This window comes from Aromatoleum diolicum, from assembly GCF_012910955.1.
Taxonomy (GTDB): domain Bacteria; phylum Pseudomonadota; class Gammaproteobacteria; order Burkholderiales; family Rhodocyclaceae; genus Aromatoleum; species Aromatoleum diolicum.
This window is the reverse complement of sequence record NZ_WTVQ01000036.1, coordinates 1-16,853: the sequence shown is the minus strand read 5'-3', so window position 1 is coordinate 16,853 and position 16,853 is coordinate 1. Positions and strand designations below refer to the sequence as shown.

The window sequence follows — 16,853 nt, the reverse complement described above, 5'->3', positions numbered from 1 at the left end:
TCGCTCTTTAGTTCAGATAAGTCTTGTAAAAATAGTAGGTGGTCAGGACGCTGCCCACCCCGATGATGAAACGTCGCAACCATACGGCCGGAACCTTGCGGGCTCCGACCGCTCCCCAATAACCGCCGATTGCCGCGGTGACGATCATGACAAGGGTGTGTGGCCAGCTGACTGCACCGGCCACTACGAAAGTGACCACGGCAACGCTGTAGATGATTGCCGACAGCCAGTTCTTGAGTGCGTTGATGTCGTGGATGTCACGATGCCCCTGGATGGCGAGCGCGGCGATCATCACGATCCCCATGCCGGCACCGAAGAAGCCGCCATACACCGACACCGCCAGCTGGAACAGCAGGCCGCCCGCGCTGCCGTGCGACGGACCGCTGTCGGCGCTTTGGCGCAGGCGCGCGAGCAGGGCGGAGATCTGTCCGCTGCCGGCGAACATCACCGTGGCGATCAGCAGCAGCCACGGGATCAGCATCGAGAAGGTGTCATCCCGGGTCGATAGCAGCAGCAGCCCGCCGGCAATGCCGCCGACCAGGGCAACCAGCGACAGCGCCAGCAGGCCCTTGCTGAAGCGCGCAAGCTCGCGCCGATAGGCCCAGGCGCTCGACAGGCTGGCCGGCCACAGCGCGACCGCATTGCTGGCGTTGGCGACGACAGGTGGCACGCCGACCGCGAGCAGCGCCGGGAACGAGAAAAACGTGCCGCCACCGGCAACGGAGTTCATCGCGCCGGCCATTGCGGCCGCAAGGCCGATGATGAGGATCTCGGACACACTCATTGGCGGGGGGGCGGTGCGCAACGCGACTGCACGAATTCGACGATGTCGGTCAGGCGCTGTCCGATTGCGGTGGGCGCGACCCCCAGCTCTTCGACGGGCAGTTGGGCACGATTGATCCAGAAGGTCGTGTAGCCGAACCAGGTTGCCCCGGCCGCGTCCCAGCCGTTCGACGAGACGAACAGGATTTCGCGCGCCGGGCAGCCGAAGGCATCGGGGCCCAGCTGATAGGCGGCATCGGCGGTCTTGTACTGGTGCACCGCATCCACCGACAGCACGTGATCGAACAGCCCGCTCATGCCGGCGCTCTTGATCGCCACGTCGAGCATTCCGGGGGTGCCGTTCGACAGCACCGCCATCGGCAGTCCCAGCGCGCGCAACGCCTTCAGCGCGCCGAGGTTTTCGGGGAAGGGCGACAGGCAGGCATACTGATTCATCAGCTGCCGGCGCTGCGCATCGTTCATCGCGATGCCGAGTTTCTTCGCCGAATACACCAGGCCGTCCTCGGTGACCTCGAGAAACGGCTTGTAGCGTCCCGACAGCGTGCGCAGGAAGGAGTATTCGATCTGCTTCAGGCGCCACAGTGCAGTCAGTGCCTCGCCCTTGCCGGGGAACAACTGCTCCGCGAGCGCGCCGACGGAATAGACGTCGAACAGCGTGCCGTAGGCATCGAAGGCGATCGCGCGAATACGCTCGGAGGGTTTCATTCGGGTTTCCTGGTCTTGTGCGCCTTGCGAGACCGCCATCGCTGCCGGCCACGGGGCGTCTACATATCGGGCGGCGTCTCCTCCACCCTTCGTTGATGATGAAGTGTATTGATATCTTCTATAAGACTGAATACCCTAATCAGTCAATTGATCTTGTACCAAAAGTAAATAATGGATGCCTTTAAGCAGGTCGAAAGCTTCGTCAGCGTCGCGATACGCGGCAGTCTCTCGGCTGCGGCCCGCGCCGAAGGCGTCACGCCAGCGGTTATCGGGCGGCGCCTGGACGCGCTCGAACAGCGGCTCGGCGTCAAGCTGCTGACGCGCACGACGCGCAGCATCTCGCTGACCTTCGAGGGCGCGGCCTTTCTCGAGGACTGCCAGCGCATCCTCAACGACCTCGCGAACGCGGAGGCGTCGGTGAGCCTGGGGGGCGTCAAGGCGAGCGGCCACATCCGCGTGTCCGCGCCCGCCGGCTTCGGCCGCCTGCACGTCGCGCCGCTGATGCGCGACTTCCTGGAGATGAATTCGGAGGTGTCCTGCACCCTCGACCTGACCGACCGGGTCGTGGATCTGGTCAATGAGAGCATCGACTGCGCGATCCGCATCGGCGAACTGCCCGATTCCAGCCTCGTGTCGATCCGTCTGGCCGACAATCGCCGCGTCGTTGTCGCCAGTCCCGCCTATCTGGCCCGCCATGGTTCGCCTGCGGTGCCGCAGGATCTCGCCGCGCATAATTGCCTGTCGCTGGGGCAGCAGCGTGGCTGGCTGTTCTGCAATGAAAAGGGCGAATCGATCAGCGTCAAGGTCAGCGGCCGTCTGGAGTGCAACGACGGCGCGGTGCTACACGAATGGGCGCTGGCCGGTGACGGTCTCGCCTGGCGTTCGCGCTGGGAAGTGGACGCCGATCTGCGCGCCGGGCGCCTGGTGTCGGTACTCGACGAGTTCGCCGCGCCGACGATGGGTATCTATGCGGTATTTCCGCAGCGTAAGCGCCTCGCGCTACGTGTTCGGCTGCTCATCGACCACCTGAAGAATCATTACGGCCGTCCCGACTACTGGGCCACGCCGCCCGCCTGAGCGGCTGGCAGTGTCGGGGCCTTGTCCGGATCAGGCTGCCTGCTTGAGTCCGCGCGCCAGTGCCTTGTCGGTCTTCATGATGTGATTGACCAGCCAGTCGCGCAGAAAACTCAGCAACTCTGACGACAGCGCGGCGCCACTGTCGAAGCGCGCCTTGCGGGCCAGCACGTCATTGACCAGCTTCTTGTGTTCCTGTTGATGCTTGAACAGGTCCGGGTAGCCGGCCTTTTTCATCAGATTCTCTTCGAACTCGAAGTGGAATGTCGTGTACCGGATGAGTTCCTCCAGCACCGCACCAATTCCGGCACGTGCTTCGCCGCGCTGCATCGCTTCGTTGAGGCGGTTTGCGATGTCGATGAGCTTGCGGTGCTGTTCGTCGATCTCGGGATAACCGGTCGCCAGCGCCCCGTTCCACGTCATCACGGGCGAAATGGTGGTCCGGCCCGGCTTTGTGCGCTCGCTCGACGGATTTCCGAGGTGGGTGAAGAAGTCGAGCCGGCGCAGCAGGCTGGCGGAACTATTCTCGAGGCTTTCCGACGTCGCGGAGGTCTCGCGGATGATGGTTTCGGTTTTCTCTGCCGCCGCGATCATGTTCTCGACTCCGGCGACGATTTCCTTGGCTTGCGCACTTTCCTTGGCGGTCGCCTCGGCCAGTTCGGAAATCTTCGTCAGCGTGCCGTGCGCTTGCTCCTTGATCTGCCGCAGCATCTGCGCTGCGTCTCTCGCCTCGTCGACACCGCTTTCAAGCTCCGGCGAAACAGACTCCATCTGCGCCACCGCCGCTTTCGTGTCGGTCTGAATGGTGGCGATCATCTTGGAGATCTCCGCGGTTGCGCCGGCCGTACGTTCGGCCAACTTGCGCACCTCGTCGGCGACCACCGCAAACCCGCGCCCCTGCTCGCCCGCCCGCGCCGCTTCGATCGCCGCATTCAGCGCAAGAAGATTGGTCTGGTCGGCGATCTCCTTGATGATATTGGCGATGCTGCCGATCTCCTTGGTACTTTCGACCAGCGAACCGATCTGCGCCGCCGAGCAATTGACCGACTCGACGATGCGCGCCATCTTCTCCGACGCGCCCGCTACCAACCGTTCGCCACTTAGCGACAATTCGGCGACCTCGCGCGAGTCCGCCTCGGTTTCCGATGCCAGTCCCGACACCAGGTCGATGTTGCGATCGATCTCGCGGATCGCGGTCTCGACTTCGCGATTGGTGCTCGCCTGCAATTGCAGCGTCAGTGCCATTTCCGTCGTCTGGGCGGAAATCCGTCGCACACCTGCCGTCATCTCCGCCGCATCGCCGGCGACCCCGTCGATCACGCCGCGCAGCGACAGCTGGACGGCGCGTACCGATGCGGACAGGCTGCCGGCCGGGGCATCGGTCGGCGTGCTGAGCAGTTGCCCCTCGGACAATCCAGTCAACAATCGATCCACCTCGGGCATGTCACCACCGAGCCGACGCAGCGCGCCCGTGCGGGCCATGAACTGGATTGCCGCAAGAGCGAGGCCCATGGCGATCACGATCAGCCAGGCGTAGGCGCCCGCGTCGGGAACAAAGCGCAGAACCAGCGCGGCCGTAATGCCGAGTGCAAGGCTGAACCACACTGGAAACATCAAGCCGGTACCGAGTTTTGAGTTGTCTTTCATTGATGGCTCTTGGATAGATCAGGAACGGATTAAGTGCGCCATCAAGCTTCTGGTGTGGCTCGGCGGAGTATAACCTTCGTCATAGTTGTGGCGGCCGTGAAATGTTTAACGGCGGAGGTGCTCGCGCGTTCGCCGCCGCTTCACGTACTGGTCTGTCACCGCCGGAATCGGGAAAATTCGCTGCCCGCGTGCAGCAGGGACTTGAAGCCCGCCCAACCCTGCGGTATATTCCGCCCCCTTAGCTGTTGTAGCTCAGTTGGTAGAGCAACTGATTCGTAATCAGTAGGTCGGAGGTTCGATTCCTCTCAACAGCACCATAGATTCAAGCACTTGGGCCAATCCTTCGGGGTTGGCCTTTTGCTTTGTGCGCTTTGGTTGCCAATCTGTGACGTCCCGCGCCACTTGGCACCGCTTGGCGCTGGCATGGACACCAGTTACAAACGTGCAGGAAGCGGGCCCTCCGGGGGCGGCCAGCCACCTCGACGCGCCAGGGGGGCCTGGGAGGCCATAGCCGATGCAACTTTGATGGTGTGGCCGCTACCCGACTCACGCGCTACCATCGCAGCTTTTGCCTTCCCCTGTTCCCATGAAGCCCGCCCAGCACCCCACGGCCCTGCGCACCTTGCAGCTCCTGATCGACGCCGGTATCGATACCCAAGTCGTCGAGTTCGAACAACCCACGCGGACCAGTGCCGAGGCAGCTGCAGCAATTGGCTGTGCGGTTGCCGAGATTGCCAAATCGATCGTTTTTCGTGGCAGGAATAGCGGCCGGGCGATCATCGTGGTTGCAAGCGGAGACAATCGGGTCAGCGAAACCAAGGTCGCCGAGAAGGTGGAAGAACCACTCGTCCGCGCAGACGCGGATTTCGTGCGTGCAGCCACTGGTTATGCGATTGGCGGTGTCGCGCCGATCGGGCATTCGCAGCCCGTGAAGGTGTTGCTCGATAAGGATCTTCAACGCTTCGAAACCGTCTGGGCCGCAGCGGGGACGCCATTTTCGGTGTTTCCCCTCAGACCGCAGCAACTTCAAGGTCTGACCGGAGCCGAGTGGGCCGACATCAGGCAATAAGCGTGTCCGGGCGCCCGGTGTGTCAGCGCGTGCAGGGCTGCGCGGCTTCGGGCCTGAAGCAGGCCCCCGCAGGCATGAAACGGCGCCATTCGGCTTCGGTCAACGGCCGGGCGGCGCGCTCGCACAGCGCCTGTGCCAGCACTTCGGCGCGCGTCGTCGCGAGCTTGCCGGCCGCGGCGGCGCCGGGGTCGATCAGGCGGCGCGCGGCTTCGCCATCTAGCCGGTTCAGTACCTGCCACAGGGTGTTGTAGACCGCCGGTCGCGCGGGGTCGTCGGCGTCGTAAGGCGCCCAGTGCCAGGCCTTCACCGCGAGCATCGCTGCCAGATCCACGGGCTGTGTCGGGTTGCGGCTCGCTTCGAGCAGGCGTTCGACGTGCGGCGCGAGCGTGGCCGCGAGGCGCTCGTTGTCGGCGCGCAGTCCCTGCGCCATCGAGTTCGCACTGCCGATCGCCGAGGCCTCCGCCACCGCACCGCGTTCGAGTTCCGCGTGTGCTACGCGCGCCGCCTCGACCGCGGCGTGCTTCGCGTTATTGCGTTGTTCGCCTGCCTGGACCCGATCTGCGAACGTCGTGCGCTCCGCTTCGGCGCGTTCGGCAGCCGCTTGCAGCGCCTCGTGCCGGCGCGTGAGTGCGCCGAACTCCGCCTGCAGCCTCGCGATCTCCTGCCGCAGCGCGTCCTGCTGGCTGTCGAGCAGGACGTTTTCGCGCTCCAGCCAGCCGGCCTCGTCCTGCAGCTTCGCCTTTTCCTCGACCAGCGCAGCGAGCTCACGCGTGAGTTCGTCGATCTGGCGACGCAGCGTGTCCGGGCTGGCGGGGTCGGGCGGCAGCGGCGGTTTCGGCGGCGGCGGAGCCGCACCGATCAGCATGTCCTGCGCGGTTCCCACGCTGCGGCTCGGGGCCGCCATCGTTGCGCTAAGGACGTGTTCGCACGGTTCGGTTTCGCTCAGCCGCTGCCTTAGCGCGGTGCTGCGCGCGTGCAAGGCGTCCAACTGCGCGCGCAGCGTCGCGGTCTGCGTCTGAAGCAATGGCAACACCTGCTGCAGCGCGCGCGTGCGCGCCTGAAGAGCGCTTTCCGTGGTGATGAGGGACGCGAACTCCTGCTCGAGCTCCTGGCTGCGTTTGCGCAGCGCGTCGCGCTCGAGCTCGATCCGTACGATTTCCGACTCCAGCCTGCGATTGTCCTCACGCAGCGTCGCGACGTCGGTCTCGAGTCCGCGTCTTGTCTGTTGCAGACTTGCGACCCCTGACTTCAGTGTCGCGTTGCGCTCCCGCAACGCCTGAACCTGGGCAGTCTGCGCGTGCCGGCTCGCTTCGGCCTGCGACTTCGCTGCGACCAGGACATCCAATTGCGCCTGCAGTGCGACTTTCTGACGTCGTTGACGCTCCGCTTCGGCGGCAAACCAGCCGATCGCGAGCAGCACGACAAGTGCGACCGCGGCGACCGCAAGCCCGAGCTTCAGGCGGTGCACCCGCCGACTGCGCTGCAGAAAACGCATCGCACGATCGAATTCGGAGTGCTCCACGCCGGCCCACGCGGCGCTTGGGCGAGTCTCGCGTGCCCAGCGCAGCCCGAGCGACAGTTCCGGCGGTCGCCACAGGCTGGCCTCGCCGGCGGCGTGCTGGGCGGCGCTGCGTGCGAGCCGCCGATAGATGTCGATCGCGCGCGCCTCGTCGCGCACCCAGCCGACAAGGCGCGTCCATAAGCGCATCAGGCTCTCGTGCGAGATGTCGACGACGGTCTGCGGCGTCAGCCGTATACCTGCAGCGGGTTGCAGGAAGGCGCGTCCCGGGGCGCGGAGGCGGTCGACGACGCGCTCGATCTCTTCCAGACCCGCGCCGCAGACTTCCATCAGCTGCGCGACCGCGGTCGGCCTGCGCACGCCGCGGCCGTCCGGAGTGGTTTCGGTCAGCGTCTTGAACAGGCGCTCGGCGATCGCGCGCTCGCGAGCGCCGTCGAGCTCCGCATAGGCTTCGTCGGCGTGGCGCGACAGCGCCGCGGCCATCGTGCCGATCGCCTCGTAGTGGCGCAGGTCCAGTGCTTCGCCATCGGCGTGGTCGCGCGCCCACGCGTCCCAGGTGCGCATCAGCGCGTGCTGCAGCACCGGCAGGCGGTCGAGGTTGGTACCGACCTCGTTCAGCAGTCGCGCCAGAAGGCGCGGTGCGACCGTTACGCCGCTCACCGCCGCCGGCCCCGTGATCGCGGCGCGCAGCGCATCGCGCGACATGCGCGGGATCAGGTATTGGCCGGCGTTGATCGCCTCGGGCAGACCTTCGAAGGCGATGCAGTCGCCGATGAACTCGGAGCGCATCGTCAGCACGACGTAGATCGGCGCGGCCGGGTTGTGCGCGGCAGCGAGCAGCAGCTTGACGTAGGCGGCCGCCTCGTCGCCGGCCTGCAGCGGCCAGCTACTGCGGAAGCGGAACAGCTCCTCGAACTGGTCGATGACCACGAGCAGATTCTCGCCCGCCGGCAAGCCGGCCTGGCGCACCGCTTCGGCCAAGCCGAGGCTGCTGTCGCGCAGCGTCACCTCGAGCAGGGTGCGCCGCGTGTCGGCGTGCGTGGTCACGGGTCCGAGCACCTCGGGGCGGTCCAGTGCTTCCGCCAGTCGCCCGATCGGATCCTCGCCGGGGCGGGCGATGGCGATGCGCCAGCTGCTACCGGCGCCGGCCATGAAGCCGGCGTGCAGCGACGGAATCAGCCCCGAGCGCACCAGAGACGACTTGCCGCTACCCGAGCTGCCGATCACCGCCAGGAAGCGCGCGGTGCGCAGGCGCCGGCGCAATTCGTCGGTCTCGCGCTCGCGGCCGAAGAACAGGGCGGTCTCGTCGGGCTCGAAGGCGCGCAGTCCGGGGTAGGGGTTGAGGCGCAGCGCGGCGCTCATGCGGCCACCGCCGCGCCACGTGCGAGTTGGGTGAAGGGATCGAGCGCGGCGGGGGCGAAGCCGTTCGGCATCGCGATCATCATTGCGTCGTGCGTCAGCAGGCGTTCCTTGGCCGGGGTCGCCGGCGGGGCGACGACAATCGCGGCCGCCCGCAGCGGCGCCGCACGCCCGAGCGTCGCGATGCGTCGCAACTCGCCGAGCTTTTGCCGTAGCCACAGCTCGCCGCCGGCGCCGTAGTAGATCAGCAAGGCGTTGCAATCGCGCAGCTGGGCCTCGTGGTCCTCGCGCAACAGTGTTTCGTCTCCCTCAAAGGCCGGCAGCGTTGGTTCGAAGCCAAGTGCAAAAAGATGTTGCTGGAGTGGTTCGACGGCGTCGAGGTCGCGCACGTCGCACACGAGGTAGATGCGCGCGGGCGCTCCCGGCACGGGAGCTGCCGCGGCAGGCGGGGATTGTTCCGCTGCTTGCAGGCAGGCGAACGCGACGCTCTTGAGCTCCTCGAACGGGGTTTCGAGCAGGTCCGAACCCGGTCCGGGCGCCGGGTCGTCGCGCAGCGCGTCGAGGAAGGCGCGCTGACGTGGATCGTCGCTCGCGCTGCCGGGGGCGATCCATACCAGCCGCCGCAGGCCACCGGCGCGCGCACGGGCTGCACTCAATTGGGTCTGCAGTGCGGGCTCCGACTCGACCGCAGCTTCGGGCACCACGCCGTAGACCGCGCCGACGAGGTGGATCGCGACGCGGCAGCGCTCCAGCTGTGCGGCGATGCTTTGCTCGAACGCTGCTGCCAGCAGCGGCAGCTCCTGATCCGGCAGCACGCCGTAACCGTGGCGCAGCAGCTCGCGACGAAGTGCGTCGCGCTGCGGCTGCAAGTCCGACGTGGTGGTCGCGAGATAGACCATCGGCTTGTCCGCCGCCGGGGCGGCCTCGGGATGTTCGAGCCGCGTCAGCAGGTCGGCAAGGTCGTAGGCGAGGTCGTTCAGCCGAACCCAGAAGTCGCGCTCGGCGTCAGGACCATAGACCTTGTTGAATTCCAGGGGGCGTCCGCTGCCCGGTTGCAGGCGGTAGAACTCGTAGCCGAGCAGCGGCTGCAGCGGTGGCGGCATGCGTGTTTGCTCGACGGGCGTCTTCACCACCTTGAACACACGCGCCTTGCTGCCGACCACCGGGCCGCCGGTGTGCTCGGTGGCCTGCCAGAAGCCGGTCAGTTCGCGACGGCACCAGTCGGACTCGACATAGCGTGGCGTGATCACCGACACCAGGACCGCGGCATGTTCGAAGCGCTCCAGCAACTCGTCGGCGAAGACGTCGTTGCCTTGCAGCTTCGGGTCGCGCCAGATCTTCGGCGGCTTGCCTAGAACTTCGCCGAGCCGCTTGCTAAGCGCCTCGTGGAACTCCGACACCCAGCCCTGCGACCCGGCCGTCAGCGCCTGGTTGTCCAAGTGCGCATAGCTGATGAAAACGTCGCTATCGAAAGTCATCGCTGATTCGCGGCACCGCGCGCCTCCCATGCAGAAGCAGTCAGCGCTGGGTTGTTGAGTGCCCGATCCTGGCGTAAGAACTCGTGCTGGATGCACCCGACGTCACTGCTCGTCGCGACCTGATCGGCCGTCGTCAAATGACCTCGATATTCAAACTAGCTGTCAGTTGTGCTCGCGCGCTACCGGCGTTTGGCATCGGCCGCGGTGAAGCAAATATCCGGTTCGAACATCAAAAAAATTTTTTCCGGGTAATGCGGTAAGCATTGGTGCCGTTTTCAGTGTTATAGACCAATTAGCCGGCGGCCGGATACCCATCACCGCGAAATTTCAACTGGAGCGAGGTCCGAATTTTGCCGTCAGCTGCCGCGTGCCGGTACGTCTCCTGCAGGCCGTAGCCGTAACGTGATCGGTGTATCGATGGAGGAGGGACATTGACATGTCACCAGTGCGTCCGGCGGTGATCAAATTCGCGCCCAAGCCGGAGGATGGTGGTAGCCTAGAACCGACGCAGGACGATGATCCCGACGGTACGGCGCATGCCGGGATCGCCCGACCCAAGGTGCGAGCACCGCTTCGGCTAGTGCTTCGCTCGAGTACTGACCCCGAACGATGGTCGGCCAAATGCCTTCCTGGAAACGGATACCGCTCATCAGCGCCATCGGTCCTTTGCTGTCCGGCGTAAGTTCTGCCCTCGGCGGCGTTTTGGCTCGCCCTGGAAGCATGGCGACCGTCGTCGCGCATCAGGTTATCGTCTTTGTCGCGCTGCTGCTGATCGCGATTCAGTTGGTTATTTTTCTGGCGATCGACAGTGCCGTTTCGGCCAACGCATTGCAGAAGATCAGGGAAGAAATTCAGGTCGGGGAGCGCATCTTTCTTCGTCTCCTGGCCGGGCGCTCACAGCAGCTGATTACGGCGGCAAGCATTCTGACGTCCGACTTCGCCTTCCGTCAGGCGCTCATGACGGGAGATCGCGCCACGGTGGCGTCCGCCCTGAATAATCACGGATCGCGGATCGGTGCGGCGAAGATGATCCTGGTTGCGCTCGATCACAAGGTGCTGGCCGATGCATCCGTGTCCGGTGAGGCGTCGGCGGAAAGCCTTTTCGTATTTCCCGAACTGGTGAACGAGGCGGCGGCCAGCGGCAATGCATCCGCCATCAAGTTGATGGATGGCGTGCCCTATCAGCTCGTCGTGGTGCCCGTATTTGCGCCTGCACCGGTCGGCTGGGTCGTTCTCGGCTTCAGTGTCGACGCTAGGCTCGCAGCCGAACTCGGGGCGCTCACTTCGCTGGATGTCTCGTTTGCGACCTGGCAGAAGGGCAATGGTTGGCAAGTCGCAGCGAGCACCATGAGCCCGGAGTCGCGGGAACGTCTCCTCGGCGTGCTCCGGCAGACCGCGCCGGAGAGTGCTGCGGCCAGCATCCCCGACCTGTCCGGAGACCATCACGTCGCATCGGCATCCACGCTTGCCCTCGGCCCCGACGGCGGCGTCGTTGCCGTATTGCAGAGATCGCTCGCCGAGGCGATCGCACGATTCAGTACGTTGAGGATGACCTTGCTGGCCTTGGCTGCGCTGAGCCTGGGGGGCACGATCATCGGCAGCGTCATGATTGCCCGCAGCATTTCGAGGCCGGTTACCGCGCTCGTGGAGTTCGCCCGGCGGCTCGAACGTGGCGATTATGAGCAGGGTCCCCCGGAAACCCGCGCCGACGAGCTCGGTGAACTCGCTTCGGCATTCAACAACATGCGGCTGGCGATTTCGGCGCGCGAGCAGCAGATCAAGGCCATGGCCTATCATGACGCGCTCACGGGCCTCCCCAATCGGGCTTTATTCAATGACCGGCTGCATCAGGCAATAGGGGTTGCGAGGCGGCTCAGTCACCCGGTGAGTGTGATGCTCATGGATCTGAACAGGTTCAAGGAGGTGAATGACACGCTCGGTCATCACGTCGGCGATCTGCTGCTGCAGGAAGTCGGCATGCGCCTGCGAGGCGCGCTCGCCCGTGCCTCGGATACGGCGGCGCGGCTCGGCGGTGACGAGTTCGCAGTGCTCTTGCCTGCAGCGAGCACCGACATGGCAGAGGAGGTCGCACGAAAAATCCTGCGCGCGCTGGAAGATCCCGTCGTCTTCGAAAAGCGTCTCCTGGACGTGGAAGGGAGCATTGGTGTCGCAACCTTCCCCGAGCATGGGGAAGATCCGCATGTGCTCATGAGCCATGCCGATGCCGCTATGTATCATGCGAAACGAAAGCGTCTGGGATGTGCAGCGTATGACGCGAAACTCGATGTCGAGCCCGAAATCGACAGTCGGCTCGCCTTGTCCGCAGAATTGCGCCGCGCCGTTGAGAACAACGAATTCGTCCTGTACTACCAACCACGCGTGAATCTCGCCAACGGCCATGTCCGCGAGGTCGAAGCGCTGGTTCGCTGGCAACATCCGGACCGTGCATGTCTTCTGCCGGACGAATTCGTCCCCTTCGCGGAACAGACCGGATACATCCGTGACATCACCCACTGGGTCGTGGGCGCCGCGTTCGCGCAAACCGTCCGCTGGCGTGCCCAGGGACTCGCGATTGCGGTTTCAATCAATCTTTCGGTGCGAGATCTGCTCAGTGCAGGACTCCCCGAGCGGTTTGGCGAACTGCTGCAGCGTCACGGCGCGTCCCCCGACTGGTTCACACTGGAAATCACGGAAAGCGCCATCATTGACGATCCCGAACGCGTTCTCGACACGTCAGCCCAGCTTCACAAAATGGGGTTCAGTCTGTCGATCGACGACTTTGGTACCGGCTATTCTTCACTGGCCCTGATCAAGAAGCTACCGGTGGGGGAGCTGAATATCGACCGTTCCTTTGTCACGAATATGGCCACTAGTCCGGACGACATGAGCATCGTGCGTTCCGTGATCGACCTTGCTCACAACATGGGCCTCCGGGTGGTGGCTGAGGGCGTGGAGTCTGCGCCGGTACTTGAACTGCTCGGCCGGATGGGTTGTGATGCTGCGCAGGGTTACCATATCTGCAGGCCAGTGCCTGGTGGGCAGCTGGAAGAATGGCTTGCGAGTCGCGAGGAGTCAGACCATCAGGCCGGTTTCGCAGCGCGCCGGTCCGAGGAGGAGGGGCAATGACGGTATGGAAGTGGGTACTGCCGTTCGTGTGGGGGCTGCATGCCCTGGACGCTTCTGCCGGATGGCTTGACGAGGTCGGTCTCGAGCTGCGCTTTGACGACAACCTCACACGGGCGCAGCTCGACCGGGATATCAAGAGCGATACCGCCTTGGTCGTATCCGCCGCGGCTGGCACGGGGTATCAGCTGACCGACAACGGCCGGTTGTCGCTGACCCTCACTCTGTCGGGTTCGGCATACCAGCGCTACGAAGGTTTGAACAACCTTAACGCCGGCCTCGAACTGGCATACCGCTGGAAATTCGGGCTCGGTCCCTACGTTCCGGAGTTGCGCTTGTCCGGCTCTGCGACTCGCCTCGACTACCGCGATGCGCCGCGCGATGGCTGGCTATATCTTGGGGAAATCGCTATCGCCAAGCGATTGTCGGACAGATCAGGAATACGGATGTCATACCGGGTGGAACAGCGCGAGTCCGACACGGTCGCCGATCGTCTTCGGCCTGCGATAGCCGCGGACGTGTTCGATCTCACGAGTCAAAACCTGAGTTTCGGTGGCGATTATGCCATTCATCCGGAATATGTATTTTCCGCTGCCTATACCATTCGAGACGGGGATATCGTCTCGACGACGCGACGCAATCTTCCAGTCTTCCTCGCATCGAGCGCGATTGCCGCAGATCCCGTATTCGGCTCGGGGAGGTTTGCTTACAAGATGAAGGCCATCACCCGTAGCCTGAGTCTGGGCGTAAGCCGGGTCGTCGGCGGGCAGGCCTCCTTCACCCTTGGCTACGAATATCTGGACAGTCGTGCAAAGGGCGGGATCGACTACGAGGCAAACCTCGTTCGCGCCACCTATCTTTACCAGTTCTGAAAGATATGAAAAACACCTTGCGCGAACTGAGAGTCCGGATGGCACATGCCGGTTTCGCATTGACCTTCTGTCTGAGCCCTGTCGGGGCGCACGCCGGAGAAATTCACGCCCTGGTGCGGGACAAGACGGGAAAGGGAGTCGTCGATGCCGTCGTCGTTGCCCTGCCCGCAAACAGGAGCGCGGGGAACGCCGGCGGCGCAAGCGCGACGATCATCGTGGACCAGGTCAACAAGGAATTCATCCCGTACGTACTACCCGTGCAGGTCGGTACAGCGGTCAATTTCCCCAACAAGGACAACATCCGCCATCACGTCTACTCCTTCTCGCCGGCGAAGAACTTCGAACTACCCCTCTATATGGGAACTCCCGCCTCGCCGGTCCTTTTCGACAAGCCGGGCGCCGTGGTTCTCGGATGCAACATCCATGACTGGATGATCGCCTACGTCTACGTCTCGGACAGCCCCTACTTTGCCAAGACCGGTGCCGACGGCAAGGCAAACCTGACGGAACTCCCGCCCGGGGATTACACCCTCCGTGCCTGGCACCCGCGCCTGGCGGGAAAGGAAGAGGCGACCGAACGGAAAGTGGCGGTCTCGCGCACCGGGGCGGTCGAAGCCACATGGGACATCGGGCTCACTCCCGAATTCCGCATCCGCCGGGCGCCGATCCCCGGACAGCGTGGCTATTGATTAACGCGATCGGGTTTAGTCAAACTGAATGCCGTATACGCCGGAGGAGGCGAAGCTCACTGCTTCATCTATGCTCACTGCGTCGACGGTGTACTGAATATTTTGAGCAACGTTTGTCATATATCCCCACAAGGGAAAGAACCGGGATTGTTCATCGTCGGTCATCCATTCCCACGTCGAACTCACATGAGACCGGAGTCGCGGTCGTAGTCGAGTATTGAGCGTGCCCAGCCGGTTTGCCTGCCCGGCTCCCAATACTTCGGATCGAGTCGTCCTGGCTTTGGAGCCCGGTCAAAGTTTTTCTTCGCCGGTCCCATGAAGAGTCTGTAATGCACCGGGTCGTCGCGCTGTACCACGGGCCTGGCGAGCGCGGTGTAGAGTAACTCGAGCCATTTCTCGTGCAGACGGAGCAGAAACTCGTGGTAGTCGAACGAGGCAAAGCGCTGCTTGAGCCAGGCCTTGCGCAGTGCGGCATGGTCCGTCCGCACGACGTTTTGTTCTGCACGGCGTGCCCTGGAATAGGCCATTTGTTTTGCGATGATTCCCCGAAGTTCTGTCTCGGTCATCATGATCTGGGTGTCGCGGGCGGAACGGCTGTATTGAGGGGGATGACTTCAAGATAGGGACCGTCCTTGGGGACGGTGTTGCCCACCGCAGGGTCGAAGTCGGGGAAATTGCTGGGTTTGCGTTCGCTTACGAATCCGTGCGTCGTGAGCGGTTCCGGCCGCTCACGGTGGAAGAGGTGGTCCGCGCTGCCGTAGCGGCCCAGAGGTGGATTCTCTGCGGGATAAGGGGGACATGCCGCTAGAGCGTTGGCGCCGCCTGATCCGGCGACCACTGCCAGAAGGTGTCGCCGTAATCACCGCCGAGCGCGGGCATGATCTCGCCGAGCTTAAAGTAGCGCCGGCTTTTCGCCAGGGCCGGCGAGAACCACCAGCCCGCTTCGGGGCAGGGTTGTCCGGCGGGGACGTTGGCGCGCGGGGCCAAGACCGAGCCTTGCGCGGCAGCAATAACTGCAGCCGGCAGTTCGTCCATCCAGTTGGCGGGCCAGTCGATGGGGCCGGTATATAGTTCATCAAGCAGAATATCGTCGTTGCCTCTCCTGCGAATAAACCAAGTGCCGTCGACCGTTTGCCGAATGTTATCGGCGACCTGGCTCATATATCCACCCAAAGGAAAGAACCGGGATTGTTCGTCGTCGGTCATCCATTCCCACGTCGAACTCACATCGAGACCGGAGTCGCGCTTGTAGTCGAGTATCGAACGCGCCCAGCCGGTTTGCTTGCCCGGCTCCCAGAATTTCGGATCGAGTCGTCCGGGCTTTGGCGCCCGGTCAAAGATCTTCTTCGCCGGGCCCATGAAGAGCTTGTAATTCACCGGGTCGTCGCGTTGCACCTCGGGCCTGGCGAGCGCGGTGTAGAGTAACTCGAGCCATTTTTCGTGCAGGCGGAGCAGAAACTCGTGGTAATCGAACGAGGCGAAGCGCTGCTTGAGCCAGGCCTTGCGCAGCGCGGCATGGTCCGTCCGCACGACGTTCTGCTCTGCACGGCGTGCCCTGGAATAGGCCATTTGTTTTGCAATGATTTCCTGAAGTTCTGTCTCGGTCATCATGATCTGGGTGTCGCGGGCGGAATGGCTGTGTTGAGGGGGAGGACTTCAAGATAGGGACCATCCTTGGGGACGATGTTACCTACCGCAGGGTCGAAGTCGGGGAAATTGCTGGGTTTGCGTTCGCTTATGAATCCGTGTGCCTTGAGCAATTTCAGCTGCTCGCGGTCGAAGAACTGCTGCGGCTTGCCGCCGGGCAGATACCACTTGTCGGCTATCTTCTTTCCTCCTTCTAGCTCGATTTCATATACCTGAGAGGCGGCGGGGCCCTCCCAATATTTCAGATTTTCTGCATAGGGGACGGGGGTTCCGGCAGCCTTTTCCTGCAGGGCGTGGAGTTCTTTCCAAACGGCGTGTCCGGAGGGCGGTACGTGCAGTTCGACGTATTCGCCATCGGTGTTCCAGGGCTCCTTCACCGACGAACCCGCGCGCAGGTCGTGGCCGTCGATCGGCAATTCACGGTTGTAATAGGAACCAGTGTCCATGTGTGGTTTGTCATGGGCCACGACGCGCTTGAGGGTCCAAGAGCTGCCGGCTGGGGACAACGCTGCGCGGATGTCGTCGGAAAAGTTCGCATAGTCAGTCGCATACTCACCGGGTTTGTATTCCTTGGCCAGATCAGGCCAGCCTTGCTTGATATGTCCTCGACCTATATCAATCCAGACGGCGCGTTCTAGTGCCGGATTCTCCACCTGTGTCTCGCCATACTGACTACAAAGGGACTTCCCACTTCCGCCCGCGGCATTGGCCGCCCGGCATCGAAGTGCCAAGATTGAATTGCTGAAGTTCAATCTGAGATCGCGAAAGGGGAAGTCCAAATGAATACTACGACGGTCGGCGTGGATCTGGCAAAGAACGTGTTCGTCGCCTGTGTGGCGGACGGCGCGGGCCGGGTGATCGAGACGCGCGAGTTCAACCGCGCCGGGT

The 16,853-nt window shown here is 63.6% G+C and carries 13 protein-coding genes and 1 tRNA gene; 6 read left to right on the top strand and 8 right to left on the bottom strand.

Annotated features, from left to right (window positions below; genetic code table 11):
• Window positions 1-7: 7 nt before the first annotated feature.
• Together GPA25_RS17795 and GPA25_RS17790 are read right to left on the bottom strand one after the other, a co-directional pair.
• A complete protein-coding gene (locus GPA25_RS17795; protein ID WP_169261782.1) occupies window positions 8-784 on the bottom strand; it encodes a sulfite exporter TauE/SafE family protein in 777 nt (258 codons plus the stop codon).
• A complete protein-coding gene (locus GPA25_RS17790) occupies window positions 781-1,488 on the bottom strand; it encodes a haloacid dehalogenase type II (RefSeq protein ID WP_169261754.1) in 708 nt (235 codons plus the stop codon). The genes GPA25_RS17795 and GPA25_RS17790 overlap by 4 nt, the downstream gene beginning before the upstream one ends.
• 171 nt (window positions 1,489-1,659) lie before the next feature.
• Between GPA25_RS17790 and GPA25_RS17785 the strand changes: the two genes are divergently transcribed.
• Entirely contained in the window at window positions 1,660-2,565 is a 906-nt protein-coding gene (locus tag GPA25_RS17785; RefSeq protein WP_169261753.1) for a LysR family transcriptional regulator, read from the top strand.
• Between the two features lie 30 nt (window positions 2,566-2,595).
• Here the strand turns inward: GPA25_RS17785 and GPA25_RS17780 are convergent, their stop codons facing one another.
• Entirely contained in the window at window positions 2,596-4,209 is a 1,614-nt protein-coding gene (locus GPA25_RS17780) for a bacteriohemerythrin (RefSeq protein WP_169261752.1), read from the bottom strand.
• Window positions 4,210-4,450: 241 nt separating this feature from the next.
• Here GPA25_RS17780 and GPA25_RS17775 point away from each other — a divergent pair.
• Both GPA25_RS17775 and GPA25_RS17770 read left to right on the top strand, forming a co-directional pair.
• Window positions 4,451-4,526 (top strand) — tRNA-Thr (locus GPA25_RS17775).
• A 269-nt stretch (window positions 4,527-4,795) separates the two neighbouring features.
• On the top strand, window positions 4,796-5,278 hold the full coding sequence (locus GPA25_RS17770; protein ID WP_169261751.1) for a YbaK/EbsC family protein: 483 nt from the start codon (window positions 4,796-4,798) through the stop codon (window positions 5,276-5,278).
• Window positions 5,279-5,300: 22 nt separating this feature from the next.
• On the opposite strand, the gene GPA25_RS17765 is transcribed toward GPA25_RS17770, so the two are convergent.
• Window positions 5,301-8,159 (bottom strand): nSTAND1 domain-containing NTPase, encoded by a 2,859-nt coding sequence (locus GPA25_RS17765; protein WP_169261750.1) that lies wholly within the window; start codon window positions 8,157-8,159, stop codon window positions 5,301-5,303.
• Window positions 8,156-9,634, bottom strand: a complete 1,479-nt coding sequence (locus tag GPA25_RS17760) for a TIR domain-containing protein (protein WP_169261749.1) — start codon at window positions 9,632-9,634, stop codon at window positions 8,156-8,158. Before GPA25_RS17760 ends, GPA25_RS17765 begins: the two co-directional genes overlap by 4 nt.
• A gap of 720 nt (window positions 9,635-10,354) precedes the next feature.
• On the opposite strand from GPA25_RS17760, the gene GPA25_RS17755 reads away from it, so the two are divergent.
• The 3 genes from GPA25_RS17755 to GPA25_RS17745 are packed head-to-tail and all read left to right on the top strand — an operon-like array spanning window position 10,355 to window position 14,318.
• Window positions 10,355-12,760, top strand: coding sequence for a putative bifunctional diguanylate cyclase/phosphodiesterase (locus tag GPA25_RS17755; RefSeq protein WP_169261748.1), 2,406 nt, complete (start codon window positions 10,355-10,357; stop codon window positions 12,758-12,760).
• Window positions 12,757-13,629: a hypothetical protein gene (locus GPA25_RS17750; RefSeq protein WP_169261747.1), complete on the top strand. Its 873-nt coding sequence runs from the start codon at window positions 12,757-12,759 to the stop codon at window positions 13,627-13,629. Before GPA25_RS17755 ends, GPA25_RS17750 begins: the two co-directional genes overlap by 4 nt.
• A gap of 38 nt (window positions 13,630-13,667) precedes the next feature.
• Complete coding sequence (locus GPA25_RS17745) at window positions 13,668-14,318, top strand: hypothetical protein (RefSeq protein WP_246265822.1); 651 nt, start codon at window positions 13,668-13,670, stop codon at window positions 14,316-14,318.
• Window positions 14,319-14,500: 182 nt separating this feature from the next.
• On the opposite strand, the gene GPA25_RS17740 is transcribed toward GPA25_RS17745, so the two are convergent.
• The 3 genes from GPA25_RS17740 to GPA25_RS17730 all read right to left on the bottom strand — a co-directional run bounded on the left by GPA25_RS17740 (window position 14,501) and on the right by GPA25_RS17730 (window position 16,618).
• On the bottom strand, window positions 14,501-14,887 hold the full coding sequence (locus tag GPA25_RS17740; protein WP_169261745.1) for a hypothetical protein: 387 nt from the start codon (window positions 14,885-14,887) through the stop codon (window positions 14,501-14,503).
• Window positions 14,888-15,122: 235 nt separating this feature from the next.
• Window positions 15,123-15,929 (bottom strand): hypothetical protein, encoded by an 807-nt coding sequence (locus GPA25_RS17735; RefSeq protein WP_169261744.1) that lies wholly within the window; start codon window positions 15,927-15,929, stop codon window positions 15,123-15,125.
• On the bottom strand, window positions 15,926-16,618 hold the full coding sequence (locus GPA25_RS17730; protein ID WP_169261743.1) for a hypothetical protein: 693 nt from the start codon (window positions 16,616-16,618) through the stop codon (window positions 15,926-15,928). The genes GPA25_RS17735 and GPA25_RS17730 overlap by 4 nt, the downstream gene beginning before the upstream one ends.
• Window positions 16,619-16,853: the final 235 nt, after the last annotated feature.